Raw genomic sequence first — 13,191 nt, forward strand, 5'->3', positions numbered from 1 at the left:
ACCGCGGACCTTCAGCGTCGATCTTTACCAACTGGACTTCGTCACACCCGGCAGCTCACCGCGATGGGCCTTCTCGCGAAGGCAGATGCGGCACAGGCCGAACTTGCGATAGACGGAATGAGGACGACCGCAGACCTGGCAGCGCGTGTATCCACGCACCTTGAACTTCGGCTTGCGTGCCGCCTTGTTTCTCAGAGCGGTTTTTGCCATATCAGTTCTCCTTGAAGGGGAAGCCCAGCTGCTTGAGCAGCGCGCGGGCCTCCTGATCGTTCTTGGTGGAGGTCACCACGGTGATATCCATACCACGCTGGTGATCGATCTGATCAGGATCGATCTCGTGGAACATGGACTGCTCCGTGAGACCGAAGTTGTAGTTGCCCTGGCCGTCGAACTGACGGTCACTGATGCCGCGGAAGTCGCGGATACGGGGCAGAGCCAGTGTCAGCAGACGATCCAGGAACTCCCACATGCGCACGCCGCGCAGGGTGGCGAAGGCGCCGATGGCCTGTCCCTCACGCAGATGGAACTGCGCCACGGACTTCTTGGCCTTGGTGATCTTGGGCTTCTGGCCGGTGATGGCCGTCAGGTCCTTGACTGCGCCCTCAATCAGCTTTGAGTCGCGTGCCGCGGCACCCACACCCATGGAGACCACGACCTTCTCGATCCTGGGAACCTGCATGGGGTTGGAGAATTTGAACTCCTTCTCCAGCTCGGGCACGATGCTCTCGCGGTACTGCTGCAGCAAACGAGGGACTGCCGGTGCTTCAACGGTGGTATCGCTCATGACAGCTCCTTGCCTGACTTCTTGGCGAAGCGGGTGCGCACGACCTTGACCTTGCCGTCACGCGCCTCCTCCTTGATGTTCACGCCGATGCGAGTCGGCTTCTTGGTCTCCGGGTCGATGACCATCACGTTGGAGCGATGGATGGGCGCCTCGGTCGGGACGATGCCCGACTCCTGACCCTGCTGGGTGGCCCGCACATGCTTCTTGACGATCTGAATACCCTCGACGATCAAGCGGTCATTGGGCAGAATTCGCAGAACCTTGCCCTCCTTGCCGCGATCCTTGCCGCGGATGACCTTGACCTGGTCGCCTGTCTTGATCTTGGCTACCACTTCAGATCACCTCCGGTGCCAGGGACACGATCTTCATGAAGCGCTTGTCGCGCAGCTCACGACCGACCGGTCCGAAGATACGAGTGCCGCGGGGCTCACGACCTGTGCCGAGGATGACCGCCGCGTTCTCGTCGAACTTGATGTAGGAGCCGTCGTGACGACGATGCTCCTTGACCGTACGGACGACGACCGCCTTGACGACCTCGCCCTTCTTGACCGACCCGCCGGGAATGGCATCCTTGACGGTGGCGACGATCACATCGCCAATGCCGGCATAGCGTCGCTTCGACCCGCCGAGCACGCGGATGGCCAGGATCTCCTTGGCACCCGTGTTGTCGGCGACCTGAAGCCGCGATTCCTGCTGAATCATTGATTCTCCTTAGCCGCGCTGGTTCTCCGCAGACACCCCGCACCGGGGCGGGATGAAATGCGGAGCCTGGCCGAACTTGTTACTTGGCGCGCTCGACGATGGAGTCGAGACGCCAGCGCTTGGTCTTGCTCAGAGGACGGGTCTCCATGATACTCACGAAGTCGCCCACATGGGCCTCGTTCTTCTCATCATGGGCCTTGACCTTGCGGTTGCTGCGGACGACCTTGCCGTACAGGGGATGGGTCGAACGCTGCTCCAGCTCGACGGTGATGGTCTTGTCCATCTTGTCGGACACGACGTAGCCGCTGCGAACCTTGCGGAAGTTGCGCTCCTGCTTGTCAGCCATGCTTACTTCTCCTCAGCTTTGCTCTCGGCCTTTGCTTCGGCGGGCTCCTGGCTGATGCCCAGCTCGCGCTCACGCAGGACGGTGTACATCCTGGCGATGTCGTGCTTGACGGCCTTGAGGCGGGAGGTGTTCTCCAGCTGACCGGTTGCCGACTGGAAGCGCAGGTTGAACAGCTCTTCCTTGGACTTCTTCAGGAAATCCTCGATCTCCGCATTGGTCTTTTCATTCAGATTCTTGATGGAATACTCGGCTGTTCCGACTGACATCAGATGTCACCGCCTTCACGTGCAATAATCCGGCACTTCATGGGAAGCTTGTCAGTAGCGCGGCGAAGGGCCTCGCGGGCCACATCCTCGCTCACGCCGCCGATTTCGAAGAGCACCCGGCCGGGACGGACGTTGGCCACCCAGAACTCGGGCGCACCCTTGCCGGAACCCATTCGGGATCCCAGGGCGTGCTTGGTCAGGGGGCGATCCGGGAAGACCGTGATCCAGACTCGGCCACCACGCTTGATGTACCGGGTCATGGCGATACGGGCCGCCTCGATCTGCCTATTGGTCAGGTAGGCCGGAGCCAGGGCCTGGATGCCGTAATCGCCGAAAGCGATCTCGTTGCCGCCCTTGGACATGCCCGAACGACCCGGACGATGCTGTTTGCGGTATTTAGTCCTCTTTGGGATAAGCACGGCTCACTCCTTTGCTTCGGTTGCGACGGGGGCCGAGGCGGTCTGCTCCTGAGCCGCCGCCGGCGGCGCGGCCACACCGCTGTTCTGCTTGGCTGCATCCTGCTCGCGGCGGGTGCGTCCCTCGGAGGGACGGACGCCACGACGGGGACGACGATCGCCGCGCCGACCGGGGCGGTTGTTCTGCTGAGCCTGCTGCTCCTCGAACTGACGCTCGGTCATATCGCCCTTGTAGATCCAGACCTTGACGCCGATGCGGCCGTAGGTGGTCCTGGCCTCGAAGAAGCCATAGTCGATCAGGGCGCGCAGAGTCTGCAGAGGCACACGGCCCTCGCGGTAGAACTCCGAACGGCTCATCTCGGCTCCGCCCAGACGGCCGGACAGCTTGATCCTGATGCCCTTGGCGCCGGCCCGCATGGCATCCTGCTGAGCCTTGCGCATAGCCCGACGGAAGGTGACGCGGTTAGTCAACTGCTCGGCGATGCCCTGAGCCACCAGCTGGGCATCGATGGAGGCGTTCTTGACCTCGAAGATGTTCAGTTGGACCTGTTTGCCGGTGATCTTCTCCAGCTTGGCGCGCACGCGCTCGGCCTCTGCTCCACGACGGCCGATGACGATGCCCGGCCGGGCGGTGTGGATGTCGACGCGCACACGGTCACGGGTCCGCTCGATGACGATCTTGGAGACGCCTGCGCGCTCCAGATCCTTGTTCATCTCCTTGCGGATCTTGTCGTCCTCGAGGACGAAGTCGCTGTAACGCTCCCCCGCCTTGTTGGAGTCGGAGTACCACTTGCTGCGGTGCTCCTCGGTGATGCCGAGTCGGTACCCAAACGGGTTGATCTTCTGCCCCATTATCGGGCTCCTTCCTTGTCGGCCACCACGACGGTGATGTGGCTGGTCCGCTTGTTGATGCGGGCCGCACGACCCTGGGCGCGGGCGCGGAACCGCTTCAGGGTGGTTCCCTCGTCCACGTAGGTCTCACGAACCATCAGCTCGTTCTCGCGGAAGGGCTGGTTGGCCTTGTCCGCCTTGACACGCGCGTTGGCGATGGCGCTCTCCAGGCACTTGCGGACCGGAACGGCCGCGTCCTGGGGGGCGAACTTCAGAATGGTCACGGCCTCGGTCGCCTGCTTGCCTCGGATGAGGTCGACGACGCGGCGAGCCTTGCGAGGCGTCACGCGAACGTGACGTGCAATTGCCTTAGCTTCCATGTGTCTCTACTCTCCCTCGCCTCAGCGGCGTGCTTTCTTGTCGTCCTTCACGTGACCCCTGAAGGTCCGGGTGGGGGCGAACTCGCCGAGCTTGTGACCGACCATGGCCTCGGTGACGAAGACCGGGACATGCTTACGGCCATCGTGCACAGCGAAAGTGTGCCCGATGAAGTCCGGGGTAATCATGGAACGACGGGACCAGGTCTTGATGACGTTCTTGGTGCCCTTCTCGTTCTGCTCGTCGACTTTCTTCTGCAAGTGGGCGTCGACGAATGGGCCCTTCTTGATGCTACGAGTCATCTTTCCGACACTCCCTTACTTGCGGTTCTTACCATTTGGACGACGACGCACGATCATCTTGTTGGAGGCCTTCTTGGGCCTGCGGGTGCGGACCTCGCCCTTGCCCCAGGGAGACACTGGCGGCTTTCCGCCGCGAGTGCGTCCGCCATGCGGGTGGTCGACCGGGTTCATGGATTCACCACGGGTGATGGGCCTGCGTCCCATCCAGCGGGCACGTCCTGCCTTGCCAAGCTGGACGTTGGCGTGGTCGTTGTTGCCGACCTCGCCCACCGTTGCACGGCAACGGGAGTCGACGTTGCGAATCTCGCCGGAGGGCATACGCAGCTGGGCGTAAGCCCCGTCCTTGGCCACCAACTGGACGGCAGCACCGGCCGAGCGCGCGATCTTGGCGCCACCCAGGGGCCGCAGCTCAATGGCGTGGACGATGGTGCCGGTGGGGATGTTCCGCAGGGGCAGGTTGTTGCCGGGCTTGATGTCGGCCTGGGGACCGGTCTCGATGACGTCACCCTGCTTGATGCCCTGCGGGGCGATGATGTAGCGCTTCTCGCCGTCTGCAAAGTGCAGAAGGGCGATGCGGGCCGAGCGGTTGGGATCGTATTCGATCTCAGCAACCTTGGCGGGCACGCCGTCCTTGTCCCAGCGACGGAAGTCGATGAGGCGGTACTGGCGCTTGTGTCCGCCGCCCCGATGGCGGCTGGTGACACGACCATAGGAGTTGCGTCCGCCGGTCTTACTCAGCTTGCGAACCAGCGACTTCTCGGGCTTGGAGCGCGTGATTTCGGCGAAGTCCGAAACCGAGGCGTTGCGACGGCCCGCGGTCGTCGGCTTGTATGTACGGATAGCCATAATCTAGTTCTTCCTTAACTTTTCTCGGCTAGCCTTCAGTTGTTGGTACCGAAGACATCGATCGACTGGCCCTCGGCCACCTTGACGATGGCGCGCTTCTCGGCGGCGCGACGACCCCAGCCCGTACGGGTCCGGGTCCGCTTGCCCTGCCGATTGAGGGTGTTGACCGATGTGACCTTCACGTTGAAGATCTGCTCGATGGCCTGCTTGATGGCGACCTTGTTGGCATCAGGGTCCACCACGAATGTGTACTGGCCGCGGTCCGAGTTGGCATAGCTCTTCTCGGAGACGACCGGGCGCAGAATGATGTCGTGTGCTGGCTTGTGAATAGCTGCCATGAAAATCAGGCCTCCTTGACGGTCTCGGACTTGGCGCCGCCCTTGGCAGCCAGGAAGGCATCAAAGCCATCCTTGCTGAAGACGACATCCTCGGCCGTGACCACATCGTAGGTGTTGAGCTGATCGGCGAAGAGGACATGGACGGTTGGCAGGTTCCTGACGGAGAGCCACTCGTTGATGTTCTCACGGGACAGCACGACGGTGGTGAATCTGTTGTCGACCAGGGGCAGCAGGGCTGCCTTGGCGGCCTTGGTGGACGGGGTCTCGCCAATGCCGAAGTCAACCACGTGCACGCGCCCGGCATTGACCCGGTCGGACAGAACGTAGCGCAATGCTGCGGCCTTCATCTTCTTGGGGGTGCGCTGGGAGTAGTCGCGCGGCTGCGGGCCGTGGACAATGGCGCCTCCGGTCCACTGGGGAGCGCGGATGGAGCCCTGACGAGCACGTCCGGTGCCCTTCTGCTTCCAAGGCTTACGGCCACCACCTGAGACGGTGGACCGGGTCTTGACCGAGTGTGTGCCCTGGCGGGCTGCAGCCAGCTGGGCGACAACCACCTGGTGGATCAACGGCACGTGTGAGCGGACATCCTCTTCGGCAATGCCGAAGATCTGCTCGGGTGCATCCACAGTCCCGGTGTTCTTGCCCTGGGCGTCGGTGATGTTCAGAGTCAACTTAGCCATGATTTCAGGCTCCCTTCACTGCCGAACGAACCAGGACGATGGCGCCGCGGGGCCCGGGCAGGGCACCCTTGATGGCGATGACGCCCTTCTCGGCATCTGCGGAGACGATGGTCAGGTTCTGGACGGTCGAGGTGTCATGACCCATACGGCCGGCCATCCGCTTGCCCTTGAGGATGCGGCTGGGCGTTGCGCAAGCGCCCACTGAACCGGGACGGCGCTCGTTCTTGTGCGAACCGTGGGTGCGGCGGTAGGACTTGAAGCCCCAGCGCTTGATGGTGCCGGCAAAGCCCTTGCCCTTGGTGGTGCCGGTCACGTCGACCTCGCTGCCCTCGGGCAGCAGGTCCAGACCCAGCTCCTGGCCGGGCTGATAGCTGTCAGCATCGGCGGTGCGGACCTCGACCAGGTGGCGACGCGGGGTCACTCCGGCCTTCGCGAAGTGGCCAGCCAGCGGCTTGGTCACCTTGGTGGGGTCGATCTGCCCGTAGCCGATCTGGATGGCCTGGTAGCCGTCCTTCTCCTGGTTCTTGACCGCGGTCACCACGTTGGTGGACACGTCCACCAGGGTCACCGGGACGAAGAAGCCGTTCTCGTCCCAGACCTGGGACATGCCCAGCTTGCGGCCCAGGAGAGCCTTGCGGTTCCTCTGCTCTTCAGCCATGCGGTTTCCTCCTCCCCTACAGTTTGATCTCAATGTTGACGTCCGCCGGCAGATCGATGTGCATCAGCGAATCCACAGCCTTGGGCGTGGGATCCACGATGTCGATCAGGCGCTTGTGGGTGCGCATCTCGAAGTGCTCGCGGGAGTCCTTGTACTTATGAGGAGAACGGATGACGACATACGCGTTCTTCTCAGTCGGCAGCGGAACGGGGCCAACCACAGTTGCGCCCGCGTTCGTCACCGTCTCGACGATCTTCTTCGCCGATTGGTCGATGACCTCATGGTCATAGGACTTTAGCCTGATGCGGATTTTCTGTCCCGCCATTGCCGTCCGCCCTTTCTAGCGATCTATGAACTGATTACCCAGTCTGTTTCGAGGGCACGGAACGACGGCCACAGGAGACATTCCTCCCGACAGGCCTCAGCCGGATCCATGCGCAGCCGTGGAGAATCCCGTGGGGATGGGATTCCTCGCTGCACCCGCTATTGTGATTGACAAAATGCGAGCCCAAAACAGGCAACTTTCTTATTAAAGCACGAGGGTTCCCCTAGAAGAATCCGGGCGTGTCGCGCCGCTTCCAGAGGAACCCTCGGTTCAATTCTGGCCTCGTCAGGCCCCTTGTGAGGCCTCCTGGACCACATCCTTGCCCTGCCGGGCAACCCTCATCCGGTGGCCCTCCTCCTGGCTGACCCCATAGTAGGCGGCCACGGCGATGTCCTTCATGTCCTCAATCAGCGGAATGCGCGGGTTGGCCGGCGTGCACTGGTCCTCATAGGCTCGCATGCCGATCTGATCCAGGGACTGCCAGTAGAGGTCCTCGTCCACTCCGGCCGCCTGGAAGGAGTCATCCATACCCAGGCGCTCGTCCCTGTAGGATTCCACAGCACGGGCCAAGAGCTCCACACCCTCCTCGGGAGTAGCGGATTCGATGCCCAGTACGTGTGCCATCTCCCGGTAGCGCTCCGGGGCCACATACTCGCTGTACTTGGGCCAGCTGGTCGGCTCGTCCGGAATCCGTCCATTGTAGCGGATCACATAAGGCAGGAGGATGGAGTTGGCGCGCCCATGGGCCACATGGCAGAGGGCTCCGATGGTATGCGCCATGCCGTGGCACATGCCAAGGAAGGCAGAACCGAAGGCCATGCCCGCCATGGTCGCCGCATTATGCATCTTCTCCTGTGCGCGCACCTTGGCCTCGCCGCCGGCAGTGCCTACGGCAGGCTCCAGGTTGTCCCAAATCAGCTTGGCCGCATGCAGGGCCATGGCGTCGGTGTAGTCATTGGCATAGACGGAAACAAAAGCCTCCATGCAGTGGGTCAGGGCATCGAAGCCCGAGTCGCAGGCCAGCTGCTTGGGCTGGGTGCGGGCCAGAACCGGATCGACGATGGCCACGCTGGGGGTCAGGGCGTAGTCGGTGATGGGGTACTTGTACCCGGTCTTATGATCGGTGATGACCGCGAATGGGGTGACCTCCGAACCCGTGCCCGAGGATGTGGGGATGCAGACTAGCCTGGCTTTGGTGCCCAGGGGCGGAATCTTGAAGGCCCGCTTGCGGATGTCGAAGAACTTCTCCCGAACATCGGCAAAGGAGATCTCCGGGTGCTCATAGAGCAGCCACATGATCTTGGCTGCATCCATAGGGCTCCCTCCACCCACGGCGATGATGGTGTCGGGGCCGAACTCATGACGCATCATGGCCGCACCGCGCTCCACCGTCTCCACGCTGGGCTCCGGTTCCACGTAGTCGATGATGCGGAAGGTGACCGGCTCGGGCCGCGCCCGCAGCTGATCGATGATCTTGTCGACAATCCCCAGCTGCTCCATGACCTTGTCACAGACGATGACGGCCCGGCGGATACCGAACATGTCGCGCAGGTAGCGGATTGAGTTGGGCTCGAAGTAGGTCTTGGGGGGCACCTTGAACCACTGCATGTTGTTGTTCCTCCGCGCGATCCGCTTGATGTTGATCAGATTGACCGCCTGGACGTTGCCTGACACCGAATTGCCGCCATAGGAGCCGCAGCCCAGGGTCAGGGAGGGAGCGATGGCATTGTAGATGTCGCCGATGCCGCCCAGGGAGCTGGGCTGGTTCCAAACAATCCGGCAGGCGTGCATGCGTTGGCCGTACTCGCGTACCAGCCTCTCGTCATCGGTATGGATGGCGGCTGTGTGCCCGGCGCCGTAGCGCAGCATCTGCTCACAGAGGGTGAAGCCCTCCTCCTTGTTGCTGGCCTTGAGCACAGCCTGAACCGGAGCCAGCTTCTCCAAGGTCAGGGGTTCCATGGGGCCGACCTGGTCGCATTGGGCAGCCAGGATTGTCGCATCCTCAGGTATCTCGAAGCCGGCCTGACGGGCGATGAACTGGGGGGACTTGCCCGGAACCTCGGAGTTGAGTTTAGGAGCTGGTGCATCGGCGCCGGCATGGGCCCGCACGCCGAACATGTACTCCTCCAGCTTGGCCTTCTCCTCGGGGTTGACGAAGTAAGCCTTGCGCCGCTTCATCTCCTGGATTACCCGGTCATAGACATCCTGATGGGCGATGATGGCCTGCTCTGTAGCGCAGATCATGCCGTAGTCAAAATGCTTGGACAGGATCAGGTCGTTGACTGCCCGGGGAACGTTGACCCTGCGGTCCACATAGGCCGGGGCATTGCCGGCTCCTACACCCAGGGCAGGCTTGCCCGAGGAGTAGGCGGCCTTGACCATGCCAGTGCCGCCGGTGGCCAGAATGGTGGCCACGCCGGGGTGCTGCATGAGGGCGCCGGTAGCCTCGACCGAGGGGTGCTCAATCCATTGGATGCAATCCTTTGGAGCACCTGCTTCGATGGCCGCGTCGCGGACGATCCGGGCCGCCTCCACCGAGCAGCGCTGGGCGTAAGGGTGGAATCCGAAGACGATGGGACAGCGGGTCTTCAGGGCCAGCAGCGACTTGAAAATGGCAGTCGAGGTAGGGTTGGTCACCGGGGTCACACCGGCCACGACTCCCACCGGCTCGGCCACCTCGATGATGCCGTCCACGTCGTTCTCGCTGATGATGCCCACGGTACGCTGCCTGGCCAGGTAGTTGGTCACGTGCTCGCAGGCGAAGATGTTCTTGGTGGCCTTGTCTTCCACCAGGCCGCGTCCGGTCTCCTCCACGGCCATCTGAGCCAGGGACAGATGCTTGTTCAGGGCCGCGATCGAGGCCTTGGCCACGATCCGATCCACCTGTTCCTGGTTGAGCTCCTCAAAGGCGCGTAAAGCCGACTGCGCGCGTACGACCAGAGCATCCACCTCCATGCGAGCCGGCTCACTGCCGTCGACCTGGCAGCATCCCCTGCCAGCTGACGACTCCTCCACTTGATGCTCATGCTTTTGCTTCTGCGTTCCAGCCAAGATATTGGCCCTCCTCATGTTCCGCGAATGCCGATAAGGGCCAGCAGAAGGTCTCAGCAGTCTCAAGACCGTGCCCGTCCATGAAAAGCATTCGTCATAACGTGACGAAAGTCACAATATAGACCCGAGGGGGCACCATTGAGCCCCAGGATGAGCGAACGTTCACTTGAAGCGTGTCGTGTGGGAATTCGTGGTTTTTCTGGTCATTTTCCGCACCGCAACGTGCGCTTTGTCGTTCGCTTGGGACTTGGCCGTCCAAGCGTGAATCCAGGCATGAAAAATCCCCAAGGTCCGTGAGGACCTCGGGGATAAAGGAAACTGCGAACGTCAGCGCTTGGAGAACTGCGGTGCGCGACGGGCCTTGTGCAGACCGGCCTTCTTGCGCTCCACCACGCGGGCGTCACGGGTCAGGAACCCGGCCTTCTTCAAGGCAGGACGGTTGGCGTCACGGTCGATGGCGTTCAGGGCGCGTGCGACACCCAGGCGGACTGCGCCGGCCTGGCCGGTCACACCGCCGCCCTCGACGCGCACAACCACATCGAACTTGTTCTCGAGCTTGAGCAGCACGATGGGCGAGTTGACCTCGCGCTGATGCAGCTTGCTGGGGAAGTACTCCTCCAGGGTGTGCCCGTTGATGCTCCACTTGCCGGAACCGGGAATCAGACGGACGCGGGCGACTGCCTCCTTGCGGCGGCCGGTGCCATAGCCCGGCTCGATGGCGGAGGTGCCGGTGCCTGCACCGGCGTTGGTCTCGGAAGTGTAGGAAGCGCTGGTCTCCTCGGCCTCAAGAACCGCGGAGCTGTTGTTGTTGTCAGCCATAGTGATTATCTCCTCTGGTCCTACTTGGCCTGCTGGGCGACCTGATGGATCTTGTACTCAATGGGCTGCTGAGAGGTGTGAGGATGCTCCTCGCCTGCGAACACCCGCAGCCTGGTCAGCTGGACCTTGGCCAGCTTGTTCTTGGGCAGCATGCCCTTTACCGCCGTCATGACGATGCGCTCGGGGTTGTGCTCCATCAACTGCCCGTAGGAGTCGCGACGCAGACCGCCAGGACGGCCGGAGTGGGTGTAGAGCACCTTGTCGGTCTTGTTGCCCGTCAGCACCATCTTGGAAGCGTTGATGACGATGACGTTGTTGCCTGAGTCAGCGTAGGGCGCATAGGTGGGCTTGTTCTTGCCGCGCAGCAGATCGGCCACCTGGGCTGCCAGACGCCCCAGCACCACACCGGAAGCGTCGACGATATACCAGTCATGTGTCAGATCGGCTGGTTTCGGGGTGAAAGTCTTCACGATTCAACCTTTTCCTTGCATTGTGTTTCGGGCTCTCCGCGCCGCATGCTGCCATGCTGGCCGAAAGCCATGTATTCCGTGGGCTCCCTGAAAGTCCTAGACGGCGAGTGGGAAAAGCGCTTTGAGGACCCCTTAGGGAAACACAACAATCCATTATTGTAACGCCTGAGTGCCGTTCGTCAAAATTCGCGTCGGACCCAGTCTCAGCGGGAGGCCGCTGCCCTTGCCACCTGCCCGTCCGGGTCCTCGCGAAGGGCATCAAGGGTCGCCTGCCCGGTGTTGGGATTCAGGGCCACGGCCCGGCGCACCATAGCGGCCAGCACACGAGGGGCATTCTGTTCATTGCGAGTGCCCAGAGCTCCCAGAAAGTCCAGGGTGTCAGCATCGGTACGCTCGTCCTGGGCACCTTCCAGGCGCATCTTCCAGGAAGTCATGGGGTTGGTCAACGCAGCAGCCCTGACTCCGGCATCCTCGTCCTTGGTGAGCAGACCAGCCAGCCAGTTCTTGTCGTCCTTGTTGGCAGCCACCGCCCGACGGACCTCCGGGCTGGAATCCTGGGAGAGCTTGACCAGGATGTTGGGGAAGGGCATGGTCTGCGCCAGGTAGATCCTGTCCTCCACCGGCGTGTGCTCGTTGCCGGCCACGGCCTCCAACAATGCCGTGAAGCGGGAGAAGGCGGCCTGGTCGGACCTGTCGGGCAGGGGGCTGCGGGCGAATTCGTGCAGCTCGGCCGTATCTGTAGAGTGCCTGAGCCTTTCATAGAAAACGGTCAGGGCCTCGTGGGGCTTGCCGGCTGACGGGGATTCGGTTTCCGGTTGGTCCTGGGGATTGGTCATGCGGCCAGCTTAGGTCGCCTCCTTGATAACAGGCTCGGCCCGGGATCCCCTCTAGCATGGAGATAGCGCAGGAACCGAGGAGACGATAGGCATAGGAGGCAAACCGATTTGCTCACCATACTGGATACGCCGCAGAAACCGGCCGCAGGCTCTCTGACCGATCGGAAGTCCGAGTTCATCGGCCAGGCCTGCCATATAGAGGACCAGGAGGCGGCCATGGCCTTCGTCCAGGAGGTCCGCCTGCAGCACCCCAAGGCCCGGCACGTCTGCCACTGCGCGATCTGGGGACCCGAGGGCCGCACCAGCGAGCGCATGAGCGATGACGGTGAGCCCTCCGGAACGGCCGGTAAACCCATACTTGAGGTCATGCGTCGGCAGGGGCTGACCGACTGCGTCCTGACCGTAACCCGATACTTCGGAGGGATCCTTCTTGGGTCGGGAGGATTGATCCGGGCCTATTCCTCGGCAGCCTCCCTGGCACTCAAGGCGGCGAAATCGGCACGCATACTCCTGACGCAGCGCTTCACGATCACTGTGGACTACCCGGAGTACGACCCTCTCCGCCGTCTGATCCGCAACTATGGAGGCCACGTGGAGACCGAGGACTTCACCGATAGGGTCCGATTGACCTACGACCTGGAGCCCACAGCGGTGCCGGCTTTTGATGGTCGGCTGGACGACCTTCTGCAGGGCCGGGCCCAACCCAGTGCACTGGGTGAAGGCCGCAGGCTGATTCCCCTGTCGAAGGACAAGGCTTCATCTGCCTCCCGATAGCCAAGGAAAACCGTACAGCCGCTGCCTGGCTGTGGTCTACCCTGCCGGACAGGTTCATGCCAAGTACCGCCGGTCCTCTGCCACGCAGACCAGGACCCTTCCAGGCCACGACATGAGAAAGAATATAGAAACCAAAGAAAACACAGAGAAATAAAGGCCATTGGAAATCGACAAGACCGGCAATCGTCCAAGATCAACGATCACCGGTCATCAGGCGGAGACGAGGAGATTCGAACTCCTGGACCGCTTGCGCAGTCAACACCTTAGCAGGGTGCCCCTTTCGGCCACTCAGGCACGTCTCCATGCAGGCTCCCGAGCCGGGACCTTAGCCCCAAAGTTTCGAGAACAAAACAATAGAATACCATGATT

The 13,191-nt window shown here is 62.2% G+C and carries 21 protein-coding genes and 1 tRNA gene; 2 read left to right on the forward strand and 20 right to left on the reverse strand.

Going from position 1 to position 13,191, the window contains the following annotated elements; translation table 11 throughout:
• Window positions 1-24 precede the first annotated feature (24 nt).
• From P272_RS0102900 to adhE, 16 genes are all read right to left on the reverse strand, one after another.
• Entirely contained in the window at window positions 25-210 is a 186-nt protein-coding gene (locus tag P272_RS0102900; RefSeq protein ID WP_015022346.1) for a type Z 30S ribosomal protein S14, read from the reverse strand.
• A gap of 1 nt (window position 211) precedes the next feature.
• On the reverse strand, window positions 212-784 hold the full coding sequence (gene rplE, locus P272_RS0102905) for a 50S ribosomal protein L5 (protein ID WP_024626788.1): 573 nt from the start codon (window positions 782-784) through the stop codon (window positions 212-214).
• Window positions 781-1,116 (reverse strand): 50S ribosomal protein L24, encoded by a 336-nt coding sequence (gene rplX / locus P272_RS0102910; RefSeq protein ID WP_015022348.1) that lies wholly within the window; start codon window positions 1,114-1,116, stop codon window positions 781-783. Before rplX ends, rplE begins: the two co-directional genes overlap by 4 nt.
• Window position 1,117: 1 nt before the next feature.
• Window positions 1,118-1,486 (reverse strand): 50S ribosomal protein L14, encoded by a 369-nt coding sequence (gene rplN / locus P272_RS0102915; RefSeq protein ID WP_015022349.1) that lies wholly within the window; start codon window positions 1,484-1,486, stop codon window positions 1,118-1,120.
• Between the two features lie 79 nt (window positions 1,487-1,565).
• A complete protein-coding gene (rpsQ, locus tag P272_RS0102920; RefSeq protein ID WP_015022350.1) occupies window positions 1,566-1,832 on the reverse strand; it encodes a 30S ribosomal protein S17 in 267 nt (88 codons plus the stop codon).
• A 2-nt stretch (window positions 1,833-1,834) separates the two neighbouring features.
• Window positions 1,835-2,098, reverse strand: a complete 264-nt coding sequence (gene rpmC / locus P272_RS0102925) for a 50S ribosomal protein L29 (RefSeq protein ID WP_015022351.1) — start codon at window positions 2,096-2,098, stop codon at window positions 1,835-1,837.
• Window positions 2,098-2,517: a 50S ribosomal protein L16 gene (rplP, locus tag P272_RS0102930; protein WP_015022352.1), complete on the reverse strand. Its 420-nt coding sequence runs from the start codon at window positions 2,515-2,517 to the stop codon at window positions 2,098-2,100. The genes rpmC and rplP overlap by 1 nt, the downstream gene beginning before the upstream one ends.
• A gap of 3 nt (window positions 2,518-2,520) precedes the next feature.
• Window positions 2,521-3,366, reverse strand: coding sequence for a 30S ribosomal protein S3 (rpsC, locus tag P272_RS0102935; RefSeq protein WP_029678066.1), 846 nt, complete (start codon window positions 3,364-3,366; stop codon window positions 2,521-2,523).
• Window positions 3,366-3,725, reverse strand: coding sequence for a 50S ribosomal protein L22 (gene rplV / locus P272_RS0102940; protein ID WP_024626790.1), 360 nt, complete (start codon window positions 3,723-3,725; stop codon window positions 3,366-3,368). The genes rpsC and rplV overlap by 1 nt, the downstream gene beginning before the upstream one ends.
• A 21-nt stretch (window positions 3,726-3,746) precedes the next feature.
• Entirely contained in the window at window positions 3,747-4,025 is a 279-nt protein-coding gene (gene rpsS, locus P272_RS0102945) for a 30S ribosomal protein S19 (protein WP_015022355.1), read from the reverse strand.
• Window positions 4,026-4,040: 15 nt separating this feature from the next.
• On the reverse strand, window positions 4,041-4,871 hold the full coding sequence (gene rplB, locus P272_RS0102950; RefSeq protein WP_015022356.1) for a 50S ribosomal protein L2: 831 nt from the start codon (window positions 4,869-4,871) through the stop codon (window positions 4,041-4,043).
• A 35-nt stretch (window positions 4,872-4,906) separates the two neighbouring features.
• Complete coding sequence (gene rplW, locus P272_RS0102955; protein WP_015022357.1) at window positions 4,907-5,209, reverse strand: 50S ribosomal protein L23; 303 nt, start codon at window positions 5,207-5,209, stop codon at window positions 4,907-4,909.
• Between the two features lie 5 nt (window positions 5,210-5,214).
• On the reverse strand, window positions 5,215-5,889 hold the full coding sequence (rplD, locus tag P272_RS0102960) for a 50S ribosomal protein L4 (RefSeq protein WP_029678067.1): 675 nt from the start codon (window positions 5,887-5,889) through the stop codon (window positions 5,215-5,217).
• A gap of 4 nt (window positions 5,890-5,893) precedes the next feature.
• Window positions 5,894-6,547 carry a 50S ribosomal protein L3 gene (gene rplC / locus P272_RS0102965; RefSeq protein WP_015022359.1) on the reverse strand — a complete coding sequence of 218 codons (654 nt, stop codon included), beginning with the start codon at window positions 6,545-6,547 and terminating at the stop codon, window positions 5,894-5,896.
• A 16-nt stretch (window positions 6,548-6,563) separates the two neighbouring features.
• Entirely contained in the window at window positions 6,564-6,872 is a 309-nt protein-coding gene (gene rpsJ / locus P272_RS0102970; protein WP_029678068.1) for a 30S ribosomal protein S10, read from the reverse strand.
• Between the two features lie 285 nt (window positions 6,873-7,157).
• Entirely contained in the window at window positions 7,158-9,941 is a 2,784-nt protein-coding gene (gene adhE, locus P272_RS0102975) for a bifunctional acetaldehyde-CoA/alcohol dehydrogenase (protein ID WP_155804955.1), read from the reverse strand.
• 132 nt (window positions 9,942-10,073) lie between these two features.
• On the opposite strand from adhE, the gene P272_RS09225 reads away from it, so the two are divergent.
• Window positions 10,074-10,220 (forward strand): hypothetical protein, encoded by a 147-nt coding sequence (locus tag P272_RS09225; protein ID WP_155804957.1) that lies wholly within the window; start codon window positions 10,074-10,076, stop codon window positions 10,218-10,220.
• A 30-nt stretch (window positions 10,221-10,250) separates the two neighbouring features.
• Here the strand turns inward: P272_RS09225 and rpsI are convergent, their stop codons facing one another.
• The 3 genes from rpsI to P272_RS0102990 all read right to left on the reverse strand — a co-directional run bounded on the left by rpsI (window position 10,251) and on the right by P272_RS0102990 (window position 12,048).
• Window positions 10,251-10,742 carry a 30S ribosomal protein S9 gene (gene rpsI / locus P272_RS0102980; RefSeq protein ID WP_015022361.1) on the reverse strand — a complete coding sequence of 164 codons (492 nt, stop codon included), beginning with the start codon at window positions 10,740-10,742 and terminating at the stop codon, window positions 10,251-10,253.
• Between the two features lie 20 nt (window positions 10,743-10,762).
• Window positions 10,763-11,212, reverse strand: a complete 450-nt coding sequence (gene rplM, locus P272_RS0102985) for a 50S ribosomal protein L13 (protein ID WP_029678070.1) — start codon at window positions 11,210-11,212, stop codon at window positions 10,763-10,765.
• 203 nt (window positions 11,213-11,415) lie between these two features.
• Window positions 11,416-12,048 (reverse strand): AbrB family transcriptional regulator, encoded by a 633-nt coding sequence (locus P272_RS0102990; RefSeq protein ID WP_029678071.1) that lies wholly within the window; start codon window positions 12,046-12,048, stop codon window positions 11,416-11,418.
• Window positions 12,049-12,156: 108 nt separating this feature from the next.
• Between P272_RS0102990 and P272_RS0102995 the strand changes: the two genes are divergently transcribed.
• A complete protein-coding gene (locus P272_RS0102995; RefSeq protein ID WP_029678072.1) occupies window positions 12,157-12,822 on the forward strand; it encodes an IMPACT family protein in 666 nt (221 codons plus the stop codon).
• 215 nt (window positions 12,823-13,037) lie between these two features.
• On the opposite strand, the gene P272_RS0103000 is transcribed toward P272_RS0102995, so the two are convergent.
• Window positions 13,038-13,124 (reverse strand) — tRNA-Ser (locus P272_RS0103000).
• Window positions 13,125-13,191 lie beyond the last annotated feature (67 nt).

This window comes from Bifidobacterium sp. 7101, from assembly GCF_000499285.1.
Classification (GTDB): Bacteria; Actinomycetota; Actinomycetes; order Actinomycetales; family Bifidobacteriaceae; genus Bombiscardovia; species Bombiscardovia apis_A.